Origin of the sequence: Pseudomonas sp. NFX1 (genome assembly GCF_051123555.1) — a bacterium.
GTDB lineage: Bacteria > Pseudomonadota > Gammaproteobacteria > Pseudomonadales > Pseudomonadaceae > Aquipseudomonas > Aquipseudomonas capeferrum.
This window is the reverse complement of sequence record NZ_CP169366.1, coordinates 836,568-852,090: the sequence shown is the minus strand read 5'-3', so window position 1 is coordinate 852,090 and position 15,523 is coordinate 836,568. Positions and strand designations below refer to the sequence as shown.

14 protein-coding genes are annotated in these 15,523 nt (G+C 62.9%); 9 read left to right on the top strand and 5 right to left on the bottom strand.

From position 1 onward, the window contains the following. The first annotated feature begins 12 nt into the window (after positions 1–12). From DJ563_RS03765 to DJ563_RS03755, 3 genes are all read left to right on the top strand, one after another. Positions 13–1,161 (top strand): ABC transporter ATP-binding protein, encoded by a 1,149-nt coding sequence (locus DJ563_RS03765; RefSeq protein WP_033698901.1) that lies wholly within the window; start codon positions 13–15, stop codon positions 1,159–1,161. Positions 1,162–1,259: 98 nt separating this feature from the next. After that, positions 1,260–2,567: a substrate-binding domain-containing protein gene (locus DJ563_RS03760; RefSeq protein ID WP_434518845.1), complete on the top strand. Its 1,308-nt coding sequence runs from the start codon at positions 1,260–1,262 to the stop codon at positions 2,565–2,567. Between the two features lie 163 nt (positions 2,568–2,730). Further along, positions 2,731–3,798 (top strand): TerC family protein, encoded by a 1,068-nt coding sequence (locus tag DJ563_RS03755; protein WP_434518844.1) that lies wholly within the window; start codon positions 2,731–2,733, stop codon positions 3,796–3,798. Positions 3,799–3,849: 51 nt separating this feature from the next. On the opposite strand, the gene DJ563_RS03750 is transcribed toward DJ563_RS03755, so the two are convergent. From DJ563_RS03750 to DJ563_RS03740, 3 genes are all read right to left on the bottom strand, one after another. Next, complete coding sequence (locus DJ563_RS03750) at positions 3,850–4,254, bottom strand: hypothetical protein (protein WP_274098980.1); 405 nt, start codon at positions 4,252–4,254, stop codon at positions 3,850–3,852. Then, positions 4,241–5,641 (bottom strand): PAAR domain-containing protein, encoded by a 1,401-nt coding sequence (locus tag DJ563_RS03745; RefSeq protein WP_434518843.1) that lies wholly within the window; start codon positions 5,639–5,641, stop codon positions 4,241–4,243. The genes DJ563_RS03750 and DJ563_RS03745 overlap by 14 nt, the downstream gene beginning before the upstream one ends. Before the next feature lie 183 nt (positions 5,642–5,824). Then, complete coding sequence (locus DJ563_RS03740; RefSeq protein WP_434518842.1) at positions 5,825–7,054, bottom strand: acyl-CoA dehydrogenase; 1,230 nt, start codon at positions 7,052–7,054, stop codon at positions 5,825–5,827. Between the two features lie 140 nt (positions 7,055–7,194). Here DJ563_RS03740 and DJ563_RS03735 point away from each other — a divergent pair, with 140 nt between their 5' ends. Further along, a complete protein-coding gene (locus DJ563_RS03735) occupies positions 7,195–8,121 on the top strand; it encodes a LysR family transcriptional regulator (RefSeq protein ID WP_186663152.1) in 927 nt (308 codons plus the stop codon). 186 nt (positions 8,122–8,307) lie between these two features. After that, entirely contained in the window at positions 8,308–9,462 is a 1,155-nt protein-coding gene (locus DJ563_RS03730; RefSeq protein ID WP_274098976.1) for a cysteine desulfurase family protein, read from the top strand. Positions 9,463–9,500: 38 nt separating this feature from the next. On the opposite strand, the gene nfsB is transcribed toward DJ563_RS03730, so the two are convergent. Further along, positions 9,501–10,154 carry an oxygen-insensitive NAD(P)H nitroreductase gene (nfsB, locus tag DJ563_RS03725; RefSeq protein WP_274098975.1) on the bottom strand — a complete coding sequence of 218 codons (654 nt, stop codon included), beginning with the start codon at positions 10,152–10,154 and terminating at the stop codon, positions 9,501–9,503. 102 nt (positions 10,155–10,256) lie between these two features. Here nfsB and DJ563_RS03720 point away from each other — a divergent pair, with 102 nt between their 5' ends. The 3 genes from DJ563_RS03720 to DJ563_RS03710 are packed head-to-tail and all read left to right on the top strand — an operon-like array spanning position 10,257 to position 12,692. Continuing rightward, positions 10,257–11,180 carry a LysR family transcriptional regulator gene (locus tag DJ563_RS03720; RefSeq protein WP_033698913.1) on the top strand — a complete coding sequence of 308 codons (924 nt, stop codon included), beginning with the start codon at positions 10,257–10,259 and terminating at the stop codon, positions 11,178–11,180. 46 nt (positions 11,181–11,226) lie between these two features. Then, positions 11,227–12,057, top strand: a complete 831-nt coding sequence (locus DJ563_RS03715; RefSeq protein WP_434518841.1) for an AraC family ligand binding domain-containing protein — start codon at positions 11,227–11,229, stop codon at positions 12,055–12,057. Positions 12,058–12,107: 50 nt separating this feature from the next. Continuing rightward, positions 12,108–12,692 (top strand): LysE family translocator, encoded by a 585-nt coding sequence (locus tag DJ563_RS03710; protein WP_274098973.1) that lies wholly within the window; start codon positions 12,108–12,110, stop codon positions 12,690–12,692. A gap of 62 nt (positions 12,693–12,754) precedes the next feature. On the opposite strand, the gene DJ563_RS03705 is transcribed toward DJ563_RS03710, so the two are convergent. After that, the gene (locus DJ563_RS03705) at positions 12,755–13,954 is read right to left on the bottom strand and encodes a sugar transporter (RefSeq protein ID WP_033698919.1); all 1,200 of its coding nucleotides are present in this window, start codon (positions 13,952–13,954) and stop codon (positions 12,755–12,757) included. 201 nt (positions 13,955–14,155) lie between these two features. Between DJ563_RS03705 and DJ563_RS03700 the strand changes: the two genes are divergently transcribed. Further along, positions 14,156–15,472, top strand: coding sequence for a hypothetical protein (locus DJ563_RS03700; RefSeq protein WP_434518840.1), 1,317 nt, complete (start codon positions 14,156–14,158; stop codon positions 15,470–15,472). The last annotated feature ends 51 nt before the right edge of the window (positions 15,473–15,523 follow it).

The window sequence follows — 15,523 nt, the reverse complement described above, 5'->3', positions numbered from 1 at the left end:
GAGAGAACAACAATGAGTGCAGTGATCAAAGACAACGCGCACACCAAGACCCTGGTCAGCCTGCGCGGCCTGAACAAGCACTACGGCGACTTCACCGCCGTGGACAACCTCGACCTGGAAATCCAGGACGGCGAGTTCCTGACCTTTCTCGGCTCCAGCGGTTCGGGCAAGTCCACCACCCTGTCGATGCTGGCCGGTTTCGAGACCCCGAGCAGCGGCGAGATTCTGGTCGAGGGCCAATCGCTGGTGAACGTACCGCCGCACAAGCGTGATATCGGCATGGTGTTCCAGCGCTACTCGCTGTTCCCGCACCTGAACGTGCGTGACAACATCGCCTTCCCCCTGGCCATCCGCAAGCTTGGCAGCGCCGAAATCAACAAGCGGGTCGACGCCATGCTCAAGCTGGTGCAACTGGAGAAGTTCGCCCACCGCAAGCCTTCGCAGATGTCCGGCGGCCAGCAGCAGCGCGTGGCGATTGCCCGGGCGCTGGTCTACGAGCCCCGCATCCTGCTGATGGACGAACCGCTGGGCGCGCTCGACAAGAAGCTGCGTGAAGACCTGCAGGACGAACTGCGCCAGTTGCACCGGCGCTTGGGCATCACCATCGTCTATGTGACCCATGACCAGGAAGAGGCCATGCGCCTGTCCCAGCGCATCGCCATCTTCAGCCACGGCAAGATTGTCGGGCTGGGCAGTGGTTACGACCTTTACCAGAACCCGCCAAATGCGTTCGTCGCCTCGTTCCTGGGCAACTCCAACTTCCTGCGGATCAAGGCCAGCAGCAACGGCGCGGGCAGTTTCGAGGGCCAGCCTGTGGCGATCCGCCTGACCGCCGGATTGGCTGCCGGGCAGGAGGCGCTGATCATGGTGCGCCCGGAAAAAGCCTTGGCGTTGACCACTGCCCAGGCTGCGGCGCAACCCCTCCCGCCCGGCTGGAACGAGGTGGCTGCCAAGGTCGCCGAGGTGCTGTTCCTGGGTGAAAGCCAGACCTGCCATGTGGTCACCGCAGGCGGTACCGAGATGACCGTGAAGGCGCTGTCTGCGGCAGGCATGCCGATGCAGCCCGGCGACACCGTGAACGTGCGCTGGGCGGTGGCCGATGCCTGCATCTATACCGAGTGGGCAGAGAGTGACCTGAGCAAGTCGGCAGGCGCGCACTGAGGGTGCTGGGGCCGCAACGCGGCCCCAGGTGACTGTCATATTTCCATCACGCAACCGTCGTAATCTGCCGGGCAACTCTATGCCATAGGTAGCCCGGCATGCCCCGCCTGCTGCTCGCTCTACTCGCCCTGCTGCCGCTATCGGCCCTGGCCGATTCTGCCCATTTGCGCGTGCAGGGCTCCAACACCATCGGTGCTGCGCTGCTGCCGGCCTTGGTCCAAGGGCAATTGCGCTCGCAACAGGCAACCGCCATCGAGCAGGCCCCCGGCGCGCAGGCCAACGAAACCGTCATCACTGCCCGCGACGTGCGCGGGCAACCGCTGCGTATCGATATCGCCGCGCATGGTTCCAGCACTGGCTTCGCTGCCTTGGGCGGTGGCGAGGCCGACCTGGCTGCCGCCTCACGGCCGATCAACGACGCAGAAGTGCGCCAACTGCAGGCCCTGGGCAATTTGCGCGCGGCCAGCGCCGAGCAGGTCATCGGCCTGGATGGCGTGGCGGTGATCGTCCACCCCGACAACCCGCTGCCACAACTGACCACCCGGCAACTGGCGCAAATCTTCTCTGGGCAAGTCCAGCGCTGGGACCAGTTGGGCATCACCGGAGGGTCGATTCACCTTTACGCCCGCGACGACCGTTCCGGCACCTACGAAACGTTCAAGGCACTGGTGCTCGACCCTCATCAAGGCGTGCTGTCGGCCCAGGCCCAGCGCTTTGAGTCCAGTGATGAGCTGGCCGAGCGGGTCAGCAGCGACCGCCTGGCTATCGGGTTCAGCAGCTTGGCCGCAGTGCACGGGGCCAAGGTGCTGGCAGTCGCCGAGGGCGATGCGCCGGCCATGCTGCCGCAGCGCGCGCAGGTGGCCAGCGAAGATTACCCCCTGTCGCGGCGCTTGTATTTCTACCTGCCAGCCAATGCCAAACCTCAGGCCAAAGCCCTGGCCGACTTCACCCAGAGCCCGGCGGGCCAGGCCATCGTCGCCCAGTTGGGCTTCGTCTCGCAGCAAGTCAAGGCCCAGGCTGTGCAGCCCCAGGCCGACATGCCGCCGCGCTACCGAACGCTGGCCCAGCAAGCGCAGCGGCTGAGTGTGAACTTTCGCTTTCAGGAAGGCAGCGCCAGCCTCGACAACAAGGCCTTGCGCGATGTGCAGCGGGTAGCCGACTACCTGCGCCAGGCGGGCAAGCTGCAGAGCAAGGCGGTGCTGGTGGGTTTTGGCGACCCCAAGGAAACACCGGGGCGTGCGGCGCTGCTTTCACGCTTGCGGGCGCTGGCGGTGCGCCGCGAGCTGGCACGCGATGGCGTGGACGTGCTGGAAGTGACCGGCATGGGCGATGAGCTGCCGGTAGCCGGGAATGACCAGGAACAAGGTCGCTTGCGCAATCGGCGAGTGGAAGTGTGGGTCTATTGAAGCGCCCGCGCACCAGGCAAAGAAATGTAACAGGTCGGCGTTCGGCATCCCGGGGAAACGCGGCTAGGCTCAAGCCTATGTGATACCGGGCCCCTCTGACGGCTGCCAAGCCGCCATGTCGGATCACTGTTGCCATGCAACGTCGACAATCAAGGAGGGGCTCATGACGGCTCTGCACACATTCCTCACCACCCCGTTTCTCGGTACCAGCACCTGGTTGTGGCTGGTGTTCATGGCCATCGTCATCGGTTTGCTGGTGCTCGACCTGGGCGTGCTGCACCGCCAGGACCGCGAGATCGAAATGCGCGAGAGCCTGCTGCTGTACTCGGGTTATTTCAGCGTCGGCGTGCTGTTCGGTGCCTGGGTCTGGTTCGAGCTGGGCGCGCAGTCGGCGCTGGAGTTCTACACCGGGTTCCTGGTCGAGCAGTCGCTGTCGATGGACAACGTGTTCGTCATGGCGATGATCTTCGGCTTCTTCGCCATCCCCCGCCGCTACCAGCACCGGGTATTGTTCTGGGGCATTCTGGGTGTGGTGTTCCTGCGCGCGATCATGATCGGCGTGGGTGCGACACTGGTGCAGAACTTTGAATGGGTGTTGTACATCTTCGGCGCTTTCCTGCTGTTCACCGGTGTGAAGATGGCGCTGTCGAAAGAAGACAGCCATCCAGATCTTGCCAACAACCCGATTCTGAAATTCGTGCGCCGGCACATGCGCGTTACCGACCAGATCCACGGCTCGCATTTCTTCGTGCGCCTGACCCCGCCCGGGCACAGCAAGGCGCTGCGTTATGCCACACCGCTGTTCCTGGCGCTGGTGCTGATCGAACTGGCCGACCTGGTATTTGCCGTCGACAGTGTGCCAGCGATCTTTGCCATTACCCAGGACCCGTTCATCGTCTACACCTCGAACATCTTTGCCATTCTGGGTTTGCGTTCGCTGTACTTCGCGCTTTCGGCGTTGATGCACCGGTTCGTGTACCTCAAGTATGCGCTGGCGATGGTGCTGATCTTCATCGGCTGCAAGATCTTCTACCACGGCATGGTGGGCAAGGTGCCGGCGTTGCTGTCGTTGGGGGTGACGTTTGGGCTGTTGTTGGGTGGGGTGGTGGTGTCGCTGGTGAAGACGCGGGAGGATAAGGCGACGGTGGAGGGGGATTCTCCGGAACAAGCTGCTACTGGGCCAACAACTGCGGTCAAGCCATGTGACACGAAGCAGAACTCTGTCAGTTGAGACCCTTTTCGCGGCGACTCGCCGCGAAAAGGTGTTACATAAAAGTGAAAATCAAATCTTAACTTTTGTAAATTCAAGCACCAACGTGAAAATTGCCATCCCTGTGAAGCCAACGGTGGTTAGCCATAAAGACACTACCAGTTTTCGCTTAAGCCTCGGTGGAAATGCTTGTAGCTCTTCCATCGTCAACTGCCGACGTCGCAGAGCTCGCCCTGGGAAAACAAAAAGCCAGCCGATAGTACACATTAGAACTAAACGCCATTTAAATGTGGATGTACCCAGCGTGACTTTGAGCGCTTCCAGGGCAGGATCACTCGTGACCGCAGCACATACGACGTGGTAATCGCGCGTCGAAGTGATGTAAACAATAGTAGCAACCCCTACCATACTGATAAAAAATGGCACAACAATAAACAGCAGCTTTACAATTGCCGGCCAAGCGTTAATATCCGTCATCTGATACCTCGTAAAGATACTCCCCTGCGTGCTCACCGGCTAACTCTCCAAGCTTGCTGCCAATTAGGCCACCACCTCCCGCTATTAAGATACCGCACAGTGGAGCCGCCACTCCTGCTGTACTCACGGCAAAGCCAACACACAATGTGCCAAAGGCTGCAGTGGCCACGATCGGACCTGCCATCCCACCACCAACGCCACCGCTGAATTTTCCAGCTTCTACGAAACGGGCTTTTCGGCACGCCTTTGTGCTTCCTGCCTGGCAGACCTCTTTCACATTAAGATACGACGAAGTCCCACTGAGTCCAATAGCCGCATTCCCACCATGCTTAAGGTACTTGGATAGCTTCGCCACTTTATCGAGATGCGTCGCATACCCCGGTATCTGCCCCGCCCCACCCGCTTTAGACCAATGGTGCACAAGACGCTTGGTAGAAATATTCAGACTCTTCTTGAGGCGTTCATAGTTGCCGAGGTTAAGCTGTTTATTGAGCAGCGCCGCTTTCAACTGAACATCCAGTTGCTGCAACAGCTGCCGCCGAGAGGCGAAGAACTCCCGACTGTTCAAATGCCCATGCCGCAAGAACTCACGCTGATGCAACTGCTCGATCTGGTTCAGCGTGCTCTTGACCTGTTTCAACCCTTGATCGAGCATATCCTTGCCCACGCCCATCGACTGGCTGGCACTACTCAGCAAACCGGCAATCTCAGCCTGGTGCTGCACCATGAAGTCGGATTCCGCGAAATCGAGCGCTGCCAACGCGTGGCGTGCATCCTGAGCGGCAGCCATCAGCTTGGCCTCCTCGCGGGTACAGGCATCACCATTGTCCGGGTCACCGATAACGAAGATTTCTCCCGCCTTGAACCCTTGCGCGAAGGTGGGGTTGAGCCGCTGCAAACGGGAAATCGGCAAGCTGGCGTCCTGCTCGGATAATTGCAGCAGAACGTGAGAGAACGACATGCTTTTGGGCACCACGTAGAAGCCCGGCTCCAACGTGCCTGGCATCGCAGTCACCGCACCCCGCACGAGGCTTTTCGGATGAGCTTCAGCTGCTGCGGTAGGCACTGCGCAACTGTTCGCGAATGCCTGAAGGGATGGCATAGCCGCACCCAGCGGTGCCACGACCCGATTGCTGCCGGACGGGCAACCACAGGCCACCAACGCACCGTCCATGGCCACGGCTTGACCGCCGGAGATGAAGCACCGAACGCCCTCAACCACAGTCCCTTGCTCGCCACAGCGCGGGCAACGTGTCGTTCTGTCCCCCTCCCGGAGAACCCTGCGCCCATTGCTCAAATAACCGTGGCCGGCAGCGATGCAAACAGCACCCGTCGTGGTGATATCGCCATCTACCGCCTGGCCTTTCCCACCCAGATTGACACGCATCGGCAAGTACCCTGTGCAAAAAGTAAGGTGTCGAAACCTAACAGCTGCAATAGGGCTTTTAGTGCCCGAACGTGCAAACCAGACACTTCCTACACTAAATACCTACTTGTTCAGCCAGCTCATCCTTAGCCAGCATGCTGCGTTAATCGGACAAAGAATTCCCATGCAATAACTTCCGATTCTTCATCTTGAACTGCGCAGCATCTCCACCGGCACATACTTGCCGATCTCATATTTGCCAATCGCCGCGCGGTGCACTTCGTCCGGCCCGTCGGCCAGGCGCAAGGTGCGTTGCATGGCGTACATGTACGCCAAGGGGAAGTCACCGCTCACCCCTGCCCCGCCATGCATCTGGATCGCCCGGTCGATTACCTTCAAGGCCACATTCGGCGCCACTACCTTGATCTGGGCAATTTCGCTGCGCGCCACCTTGTTGCCCACCGTGTCCATCATGTACGCCGCCTTGAGGGTCAGCAGGCGTGCCATGTCGATTTCCATGCGCGAGTCGGCGATCTTGTCGACGTTGCCGCCCAGGCGGGCCAGTGGGCGGCCGAAGGCGGTGCGTTCGACCGAGCGTTTGCACATCAACTCCAGCGCCCGCTCGGCCATGCCGACCGAACGCATGCAATGGTGGATACGGCCTGGGCCTAGGCGCCCCTGGGCGATCTCGAAACCGCGGCCCTCGCCGAGGATCACGTTTTGGTAAGGCACGCGCACATTCTCGAACAGCACCTCGGCATGGCCATGTGGCGCATCGTCGTAGCCGAACACCGGCAATGGCCGCACGATCTTCACGCCCGGCGTATCGGTCGGCACCAGCACCATCGAGTGCTGCTGGTGGCGCGGCCCCTCGGGGTCGGACAGGCCCATGAAGATCATGACCTTGCAGCGCGGGTCGCACGCGCCGGATGTCCACCACTTGCGGCCGTTGATGACCCATTCATCGCCATCACGCACGGCGGTGGCGGCCATGTTGGTGGCGTCTGACGAGGCCACGTCCGGCTCGGTCATGGCGAACGCCGAGCGGATCTCGCCGCGCAGCAGTGGCTCCAGCCATTGGCGTTTCTGCGCCTCGCTGCCATACCGCACCAGCACTTCCATATTGCCGGTATCCGGTGCCGAGCAGTTGAACGGCTCTGGCCCGAGCAGCGAGCGGCCCATGATTTCGGCCAGTGGGGCGTATTCCAGGTTGCTCAGCCCGGCGCCGTACTCCGACTCGGGCAAGAACAGGTTCCACAACCCCTCGGCGCGGGCCTTGGCCTTGAGCTCTTCCATGATCGCGGTGGGCTGCCAGCGATCACCCTCGGCGACCTGGCGCTCGAACACCGCTTCTGCGGGATAGACGTAGGCATCCATGAACGCTGTGACGCGCTCGCGCAGTGCCTGGACCTTGGGCGAATAGGCGAAATCCATCGGGGCTACCTTCACGGTTCGGAGTACATGGGCCAGAGCCTAGAGCAGCAAGCGCCCATCCACCTAGTCTATTTTCCGCGTGTATAAACATTCATAACCGATATATGATCGGGCAATAATTCCAACAATGAGCGGCGCACATGAACCTCAGCAAGGTCGACCTCAACCTGTTCATCGTCTTCGATGCGATCTACACCGAAGCCAACCTGACCCGCGCCGGGCAAATTGTCGGCATCACTCAGCCGGCGGTGTCCAATGCCCTGTCGCGACTGCGCGAAACCTTCAACGACCCGCTGTTCGTGCGTACCGCGCAAGGCATGGTGCCCACGCCCATGGCCCAGAACATCATTGGCCCGGTGCGCAACGCCCTGGCCCTGCTGCGCACGTCGGTGCAAGAAAGCCGTATCTTCAACCCGCAGCAGGCCAACAAGACCTTTCGCATCAGCATGACCGACCTGACCGAAGCGGTGATCCTGCCGCCGTTGTTCCAGCGGCTGCGCCGCCTGGCACCTGCTGTGCTGATTGAAAGCTTCCTGTGCAAACGGCGCGAAACCACCAAGGAACTGGCGGCCGGGCGCCTGGATTTCGCGGTCGATGCCCCGCTGAACACCGACCCGCAGGTGCGCCACGTCAAACTGATGCAAGACCGCTACGTCTGCGCCCTGCGCCAAGGCCACCCGCTGGCCGACAGCAAACTGACCCTGGACAGCTATCTGGGCATGACCCATATCCATATTTCCAGCCGCCGCAATGGCCTGGGCTATGTTGACCTGGCCTTGGGCAAGATGGGCGTACAGCGCAAGGTTGCCTTGCGCTCACAGCATTACCTGATGGCTTCGCAGGTGTTGCAGCAGACCGACATGGCCATGACTGTCCCCGAACGTTTCGCCCGCCGTCATCAATTGCGCTACCAGCCATTGCCGGTGGACGTACCGGCGCTGGAAACGCACTTGTACTGGCACGAGAGCACTGACCAAGACCCTGCCAACCGCTGGATGCGCGAGCAGATCATCGAGTTGTGCGAACGGGTTGTGGCCGAGGAAGAACGCGCGCTGGCGCCGGCCTGAGGCGATTGCCAAAGGTCGTTTACGCCGAGTATTGATAATTAATTTCTCCAGAAACGGGCAAAGCGAGAATTATTTTCCAAGCCTGGGCACAATCAGCCAGGCATAAGACAAAAACCATCAGCCCACGGGCGGGTACGCTTGCACCAACGATCATCGAATCCAACGTGACAGACACGGACCCACCCCATGCCCAGCGCCCCGCTCTACTTCGACTACGCCGCCACCACCCCCGTTGACGACCGCGTCATCGAAACGATGCTCGCCTGCCTTGGCCGCCACGCCAACTTCGGCAACCCCGCCTCCAGTGGCCATGCCTATGGTCAGGCTGCCCGCAACGCGGTGGAACAGGCACGCCAGCAGGTGGCCGAACGCGTTGGCGCCCGTGCCGATCAGTTGGTATGGACGTCGGGCGCGACCGAATCCAACAACCTCGCACTCAAAGGCACCGCCCAAGGCATCGGCCAACCGGGCCACCTGATCACCAGCCAGCTGGAACACAAGGCCGTGCTCGACACGGTCGCTGAACTGGAGCGCCAAGGCTGGTCCATCACGCGCCTGGCAGCGGATGCGGGCGGGCTGATTCAGCCCGATGCCGTGCAGGCGGCATTGCGCGCCGATACCCGCCTGGTCTCGCTGATGGCGGTCAACAACGAACTGGGTACCGTGACCGATTTCGCCGCCATTGGTGAGCGTGTGCGTGCCCACGGGGCGCTGTTGCATGTGGACGCGGCCCAGGCGGTGGGCAAGCTGGCCATCGACCTTGCGGCAATGGCGGTGGACCTGATGTCGTTCTCGGCCCACAAAGCCTATGGCCCCAAAGGCATCGGCGCGCTCTACGTCGGCCCGCGTGCCCGCGAACTGATGCGCGCGCAGATGCACGGCGGTGGGCATGAGCAGGGGCTGCGTTCCGGCACCCTGGCAACCCACCAGATCGTCGGTATGGGTAGCGCCTTCGCCCTGGCGGGCCAGCCGGGCGACAGTGAACACCAGCGCATCGAACAACTGGCCCAGCGCCTGCGCGACGGGTTGCTGGCCTTGCCGGCGGTAAGCCTCAATGGCTGTGCCACGCAGCGCATCCCGCATACCTTGAACCTGTGTATCGATAGCCAAGGCTTCAACAGTGCCGCGTTGGCCGGTGAGCTGGCGTTGTCGACCACGTCGGCCTGCAACTCGGCGAGCAATGCGCCCTCGCATGTGCTGCTGGCCCTGGGGCTGGATGAACGTCGGGCGCGCAACAGCGTGCGTTTGAGTATCGGGCGCTTCAGCACCGAGGCCGAAGTGGATAAAGCACTCGAGGTGTTCGCCAGGGTCACAGCGGCGGCTTCGCTGGCGCTCTGGTAAGGCGCAAAGCAGGGGCCGGTCGGCGGCCCCTGGCGCTATCACAAGAAGGTAAATACCTTCGCAGCCGGCAACCGCGACTTGTTCAGCCCCGCATTGAAATCACCCTCGCTACGGTAGCCCAGGCTCAGGATCACCACACTGGTAAAGCCCTGCTCACGCAAGCCCAGTTCGGCATCCAGTACCTTGCTGTCGAAGCCTTCGATGGGCGTGGCATCCAGGCCATGCGCCGCCGCGCCGAGCAGCGCGGTGCCAAAGGCCAGGTAGGTCTGCTTTTCCATCCAGTGCTGCACGTCTTTCTGGTCGAAACGGTGCAGGTCGACGTAATGGCGACGGCTCTGGTTCTGCGCCGCGCGGGCCTGCTCGTCGCGAAAACGACCATCGGCGGCTTCCTGGTCTAGCAGCGCCTGCAGATGAGCCTCGGGCATTTCGGTACGGGTGCAGAACACGATCACATGGGACGCATCGAGGATCTTCGGCGAGTTGTAGGCAAAACGGTCCTGGGTGCTCTTGGCCAACCGTGCCTTGCCTTCGGCACTGTCGGCGACGACGAAGTGCCACGGCTGGGAGTTGACCGAGGACGGGCTGTGGCGCAGTTGCTCGAGCAACGCGTCGATCGTGGCCTGAGGAATGCGGCGCGAGGCGTCGTAAGCCTTGGTGGTGTAGCGGCGCTTGGCCAGGGAAACGGTATCCATGCAACAACTCCTGCGGTGAATGGGATTTGTCGCGCATGTTATCTTTCCTGCAAAAAAGAAAAACCGGCACAATGCAGCAACACTTTCATCTCAGGAGTGAAAATGCTACGCATCGCCGACCTCGAACTGTTCGTGCGCAGCAGCGTGCTGGGCAGCTTCACAGCCGCCGCCCACGAGGCCGAACTGCTGCCAGGCCAGGTGGCCGCCGCCATCAAGCGCCTGGAGCGTGAGCTGGACGTGCGCCTGTTCGCGCGCACTACTCGCAGCCTGCGCCTGACCGCCGAGGGCGAGCTGTACCTGCCAACGGCACAGAACGTGCTGGAAAGCCTGCGCCAAGGCCGCGAGGACCTGCACGGCAACGCCAGTACCTTGCGCGGGACCCTCCAGGTTTCGGCACCTTCGGACATGGGCCGCAACATGCTGCTGCCTTGGCTGAGCGCGTTCCGTCGCGAGCACCCGGCGCTGCACCTGCGCTTCTTTCTGTCCGACCAGATGGCCGACCTCAATCGCGACCCGGTGGACATCGCCATCCGCTATGGCCTCAACCAGGACGCCAACTACATCGCCCTGCCCCTGGCCAACTGGAACCGCCGGGTGCTGGTTGCCTCCCCGGACTACCTGGCGCGCCACGGCCGGCCGCAGACACCGGAGGCACTGCAGCAACATGCCTGCCTGTTGTACCTGCAACAGAACCGGGTGTATGACAAATGGCGGGTGGGCAACCGCACCGTGCAGGTACGGGGGCCGCTGGTCAGCGACGACGCCGACGTGATCCGCCGACTGGCCCTGCTAGGTGAAGGCATCGTCTATAAATCGTGGCTGGATGTGAGCGCCGACATCGAGGCGGGCGAGCTGGAGATCCTCTTGCCCGAGTACCTGGGCGAGCCGACGCCGGTCACCTTGGTCTGCCCACACCGCAAGCAGCTGACCCCGGCAGTGACGCAGTTGCACCTGTGGCTGCGCGAGCGCTTCGAAGCCCTGCGGCCCCGGCTGCTGAACAAGGGCTGCACAATCGTTCCAGACTGATACGGGCACTTGCGCTAAGGTAGCGTTTTACCCACGGGCTGCCCCCATGAGCAACTGGATCGACCTCAAGCAAGACGCCGACACCGGCATCGAGTCGGTCCGCGCGCATTTCATCGGGCATGCCTACGACCCCCACTGGCATGACAGTTTTCTGGTTGGCATCACCGAGCAAGGCGTGCAGCAGTTCAACTGCCGGCGGGTGCGCCATCGCAGCACGCCGGGGCAGGTGTTTCTGCTGGAGCCCGGCGACCTCCACGACGGCCTCGCGCCGACCGAGGAAGGCTTTACCTACTCGACGCTGTACCTGGAGCCTGCATGGCTCGAAGACCAGTTACGAACGCTGTTCGAGCATGCACCCAGCGCCAGCCTGCCCAGCTTTGCCGATACCCTGTGCCACGACGCGCGCCTGGCACAGGCCACCCGGTTGGCCTTTCACACCGTACACAATCAGGACTTGCGCATCGTCCGCCAGACGGCCATGGACGACCTGCTCGCCTGCCTGACCCGCCACCTGCACTGGCGCAAACGCCTCAACCCGGACCCTCGCCTGCCGCTGACCGCTCAGCGCGCACGTGACTACCTGCATGCCCACCTGGACCGTGACATCGGCCTGGAAGACCTGGCCCAGGCCTGTGGCGTCGACCGTTTTCGCCTGACCCGTGCCTTCAAGGCCGCGTTCGGCCTGGCACCGCACGCCTACCTGATCCAGTTGCGCCTGGCCCGCGCCCGGCGCCTGCTCGCCCAAGGCCAGACGCCCGCTGAAGTGGCCATGGCGCTGGGCTTTGCCGACCAGAGCCACCTGGGTCGCTGGTTCCGCCGGGCCTATCGGTTGACCCCGGCCGACTACCGCAGGCGTTGCTCAAACCTTCCAGACTGACGGCAGCCTGACGGCGAACATGGTGCTTCGACCCCTCGGAGCTTTGTGTCATGTCGCAGTCGTTATTGCCCTTCATCCTCTTCGCCCTGGTTGCCAGCATCAGCCCGGGGCCGACCAACTTGTTGATTCTGGCGCACGGTGCACGGCAGGGCCTGCGCGCAAGCGTGGCCCCCATCCTGGCCGGCTGTGGCGCAGCGGCGGCGGTGGTGCTGCTGGTCGGGCTGGGGCTGGGCGAGCTGTTACTGCGTCACCCCCTGGCCCAGCAACTGATGAGCTGGGCGGGCGTGCTGTGGTTGAGCTGGCTGGCCTGGCGCATTCTGCGCAGCGCCGGGCAGCCCTTGGACCTCAGCGCAGACAAGCCTTTCGATGCGTTCAGCGCAGCTGCGCTGCAAGTGGTCAACCCGAAAGTGTGGATGATGGCAGTGGCGGTGATCGGGGTATTTGCCGCGCCGGCGCTGCCGGTATGGCAGTTGGCGCTGGTGTTTCTGCTGATTGCCCTGCCGTGCATGACGGCCTGGGCGCTGCTGGGGGTGGGCAGTGCACGCTGGTTGCAGGCCCCTGCGCGGTTGCTGTGGTTCAACCGAGGGTTGGCGGGGATGTTGCTGGTGTCGGCCTGGGCGGCGCTGCTTGGTTGAATTTGATGGTGGCTGCGCCGGCCGCTTCTCGGGCAAACCCACGAAGCGGCCGGCACGGTCAATCAGGTGCCCAAGGCTTCGCGAAAGCGCCGCGTGCTGGCGAAGGCCAGGGCCAACCCCACCACCGCCACACAACCTCCGACCAGGCCAATATAGGCCACATCCATCTGGCTGCTGACGATACTGCCCAGCAGTGCCCCACCGCCGATCCCGATGTTGTAGATACCCGAGAACAAGGCCATGGCCACGTCAGTGGCATCGGACGCCAGCTTCAAGGTCTTGGACTGCAACGACAGGCTGAAACTCAGGATCGCCACGCCCCAGAACATGCTCAACGCACAAAACACGTAGAAGTTGCCCGACAGCGGCAACAGCAACAGCAGGCAAGCCGCCAGCAGGCCGATCGAACCCACCAGAAAGCCTTGGGGGAAACGCTCACTGTAGCGGCTGAACAGCACCGAACCGAACACCCCGGCGCCACCGAACAACAGCAGCAACAACGTAGTGCGCTCGCCACTGATCTGCGCCACGTTCAGGGCGAAGGGTTCGATGTAGCTGTAGGCAGTGAACTGTGCGGTGATCACCAGCGTCACCAGCAGGTAGGTGACGACCAGGGCCGGGCGCTTGAACAGAATCGGCAGGCTGCGTAGCGAACCGGAGTTCTGGCTTGGCAGCAGCGGCAACGACTTCATCAGGCAAAGCATGGTGGCCAATGCCACCCCGGCAATGCTCAGGAACGTTACCCGCCAGCCCAAGGCTTCCCCTACCACGCGGCCCAGTGGAATACCCAACACCATCGCCAGGGTGGTGCCGGTGGCCAGCAGGCCGAGTGCCTTGGCCTGCTGGCCAGGCGGCGCCACGCGCACTGCCAGCGACGCAGTGATGGCCCAGAACACGGCATGGGCCAGGGCGATGCCGATGCGGCTCACCAGCAGCATGGCAAAGCTCTGCGACAGCCACGACAACAGGTGGCTGACGATGAACACCAGAAACACGAACAACAGCAGGCGCCGTCGCTCGATGTTGCGGGTCAGCAGCATCATCGGCAGCGATGCCAGGGCGACCACCCAGGCATAGATGGTCAGCATCAGGCCGACCTGAGCCGTGCTCATGTCGAAGCTGCGGCCAATGTCGCTGAGCAGCGCCACCGGGACGAATTCGGTGGTGTTGAAGATGAAGGCCGCCAAGGCCAGGGCAATGACGCTCAGCCAGCTGCCGCCACCGGTGGTCGGCGGCAGGTCGGTGGGTATGGGTCCGTTCATGGGTGGAATTCTATGCTCCGCAGGCATGGCGAAAAGACGCGCGTCAGGGGCCAAGTATCGGCCGCGCTGAGGCACGGGTTTGTTATTGGAAGGAATGCCGGCATGGTACGCGTCAATACCAGGCCTCACAACCCGCGCACATTGCGCGTAACATGCGCGCTTTGTGTGAACTGCAAGCGGAACAAGGAGCCCGATCCGCCCATGGACAAGCAACAACCCCAGCAGCAGTGGCAGCAGGCGGTCACCGCCTACGCCCAGGCCATCAACCGCTACGTCGCGCAAGGCTGCGAGCAGGGCTGGGATGACCTCGAAGAACCCCAGCACGCGGCCACCGAGCACTTGCTCGACGCCTGGCAGGCCGCCCTGCAAGCGATCAACCAGCCGGGGGTAGACGAACAGCAACGCCAGGCCTTCCGCACGGCCTGGCCGCCAGCACACCTGCCGCTGGTGCCATTGCTCGACACGCATGGGCAAGGTATCAGCAATGTCTTGCTGCTGGACGACGGCAGCCTGCTCGCACGCATTGGCATGCCCTATGAAAAGGGCCAAGTAGTACGCATCGATCAGCAGGGCGTGACGCCGGTCATCGGTATCGAGCATTTCGGCCGTTGCCCGCAACGCCGCTACTTTGCCCTGGCCAACGCCGAGGGCGTGCGCGTGACCGATGGCTGGGGCGGCCCGCAGGTCGCCCGGCTGCCCTGGCCTAGTGGGTTGGAGGGGCTGCCAGCCGGTTACCCCTTCGACCCTTTCGACCTGCCGCCGACACCCACCACGCTGGTGCCCTTCGCCCAGGGCCAACGGGTACTGCTGGTGAGCGCCGAGGGCATCTTCCTGCTGGCGGCCGAAGGCGCCACCCGGCTGCTGCCGCGCCAATCGCAAATACTCGAAGAGCTGGCCGAAGGCACCGACCCGGACGATATCGCCTTGGGCCTGGCCATGGAGCATGGTGCGGTGTCGCCGGATGGGCGCCTGATCGTGGTCGGCGAGCAGAGCAGCCGCCATCTGGTGTTGAACGATCAGTTGGCGTTGGTGGCACAGATAGGCCCAGGGGGTGAGTACCCGCATTTCGCCCTGTTCAACCGCCGCGGCGACCAGTTGATCGTCAATGCCTGCCACTTCTACAACGGCGGCACGCTCGGGGTGCGCGTGGCCGACCTGCCGGGGCTGGATACCGACTACTACAGTGAAGACCCACGCACACCGCTGCTACAGGATGGGGCGCGGGTTTACGCTGGGGTCGCAGGCGATGGCGAGTATATCGTCGGTGACGCCTACGGCTACTTGCGGGCCTTTGGCGAGGATGGCGCGGAACACTGGCAGCACTACCTGGGTTCGACCATCAGTGCCATGGACCTCAGCGCGGACGGGCGCACGCTGGTTGCGGCGAGCCATGCCGGCTTCATTTCGGTGATTGCCCTGGGCAGCGGGCGGCCTGAATGGCAGATCGGCACCGGCGCGCATGGCGAAGTGCGGCGGTGGTTGTTCTGGAAGGGGTGGGACAAGGCGCTGGTCTGGTAAATTTGCACCGGCCCTTTCGCGGGCAACGCCGCGAAAGGGCCAGTGCAGGCC

Coding starts and splice junctions, on each gene's coding strand:
- DJ563_RS03765 (WP_033698901.1), top strand. CDS start 13: ATGAGTGCAGTGATCAAAGACAACGCGCACACCAAGACCCTGGTCAGC.
- DJ563_RS03760 (WP_434518845.1), top strand. CDS start 1,260: ATGCCCCGCCTGCTGCTCGCTCTACTCGCCCTGCTGCCGCTATCGGCC.
- DJ563_RS03755 (WP_434518844.1), top strand. CDS start 2,731: ATGACGGCTCTGCACACATTCCTCACCACCCCGTTTCTCGGTACCAGC.
- DJ563_RS03750 (WP_274098980.1), bottom strand. CDS start 4,254: ATGACGGATATTAACGCTTGGCCGGCAATTGTAAAGCTGCTGTTTATT.
- DJ563_RS03745 (WP_434518843.1), bottom strand. CDS start 5,641: ATGCGTGTCAATCTGGGTGGGAAAGGCCAGGCGGTAGATGGCGATATC.
- DJ563_RS03740 (WP_434518842.1), bottom strand. CDS start 7,054: ATGGATTTCGCCTATTCGCCCAAGGTCCAGGCACTGCGCGAGCGCGTC.
- DJ563_RS03735 (WP_186663152.1), top strand. CDS start 7,195: ATGAACCTCAGCAAGGTCGACCTCAACCTGTTCATCGTCTTCGATGCG.
- DJ563_RS03730 (WP_274098976.1), top strand. CDS start 8,308: ATGCCCAGCGCCCCGCTCTACTTCGACTACGCCGCCACCACCCCCGTT.
- nfsB (WP_274098975.1), bottom strand. CDS start 10,154: ATGGATACCGTTTCCCTGGCCAAGCGCCGCTACACCACCAAGGCTTAC.
- DJ563_RS03720 (WP_033698913.1), top strand. CDS start 10,257: ATGCTACGCATCGCCGACCTCGAACTGTTCGTGCGCAGCAGCGTGCTG.
- DJ563_RS03715 (WP_434518841.1), top strand. CDS start 11,227: ATGAGCAACTGGATCGACCTCAAGCAAGACGCCGACACCGGCATCGAG.
- DJ563_RS03710 (WP_274098973.1), top strand. CDS start 12,108: ATGTCGCAGTCGTTATTGCCCTTCATCCTCTTCGCCCTGGTTGCCAGC.
- DJ563_RS03705 (WP_033698919.1), bottom strand. CDS start 13,954: ATGAACGGACCCATACCCACCGACCTGCCGCCGACCACCGGTGGCGGC.
- DJ563_RS03700 (WP_434518840.1), top strand. CDS start 14,156: ATGGACAAGCAACAACCCCAGCAGCAGTGGCAGCAGGCGGTCACCGCC.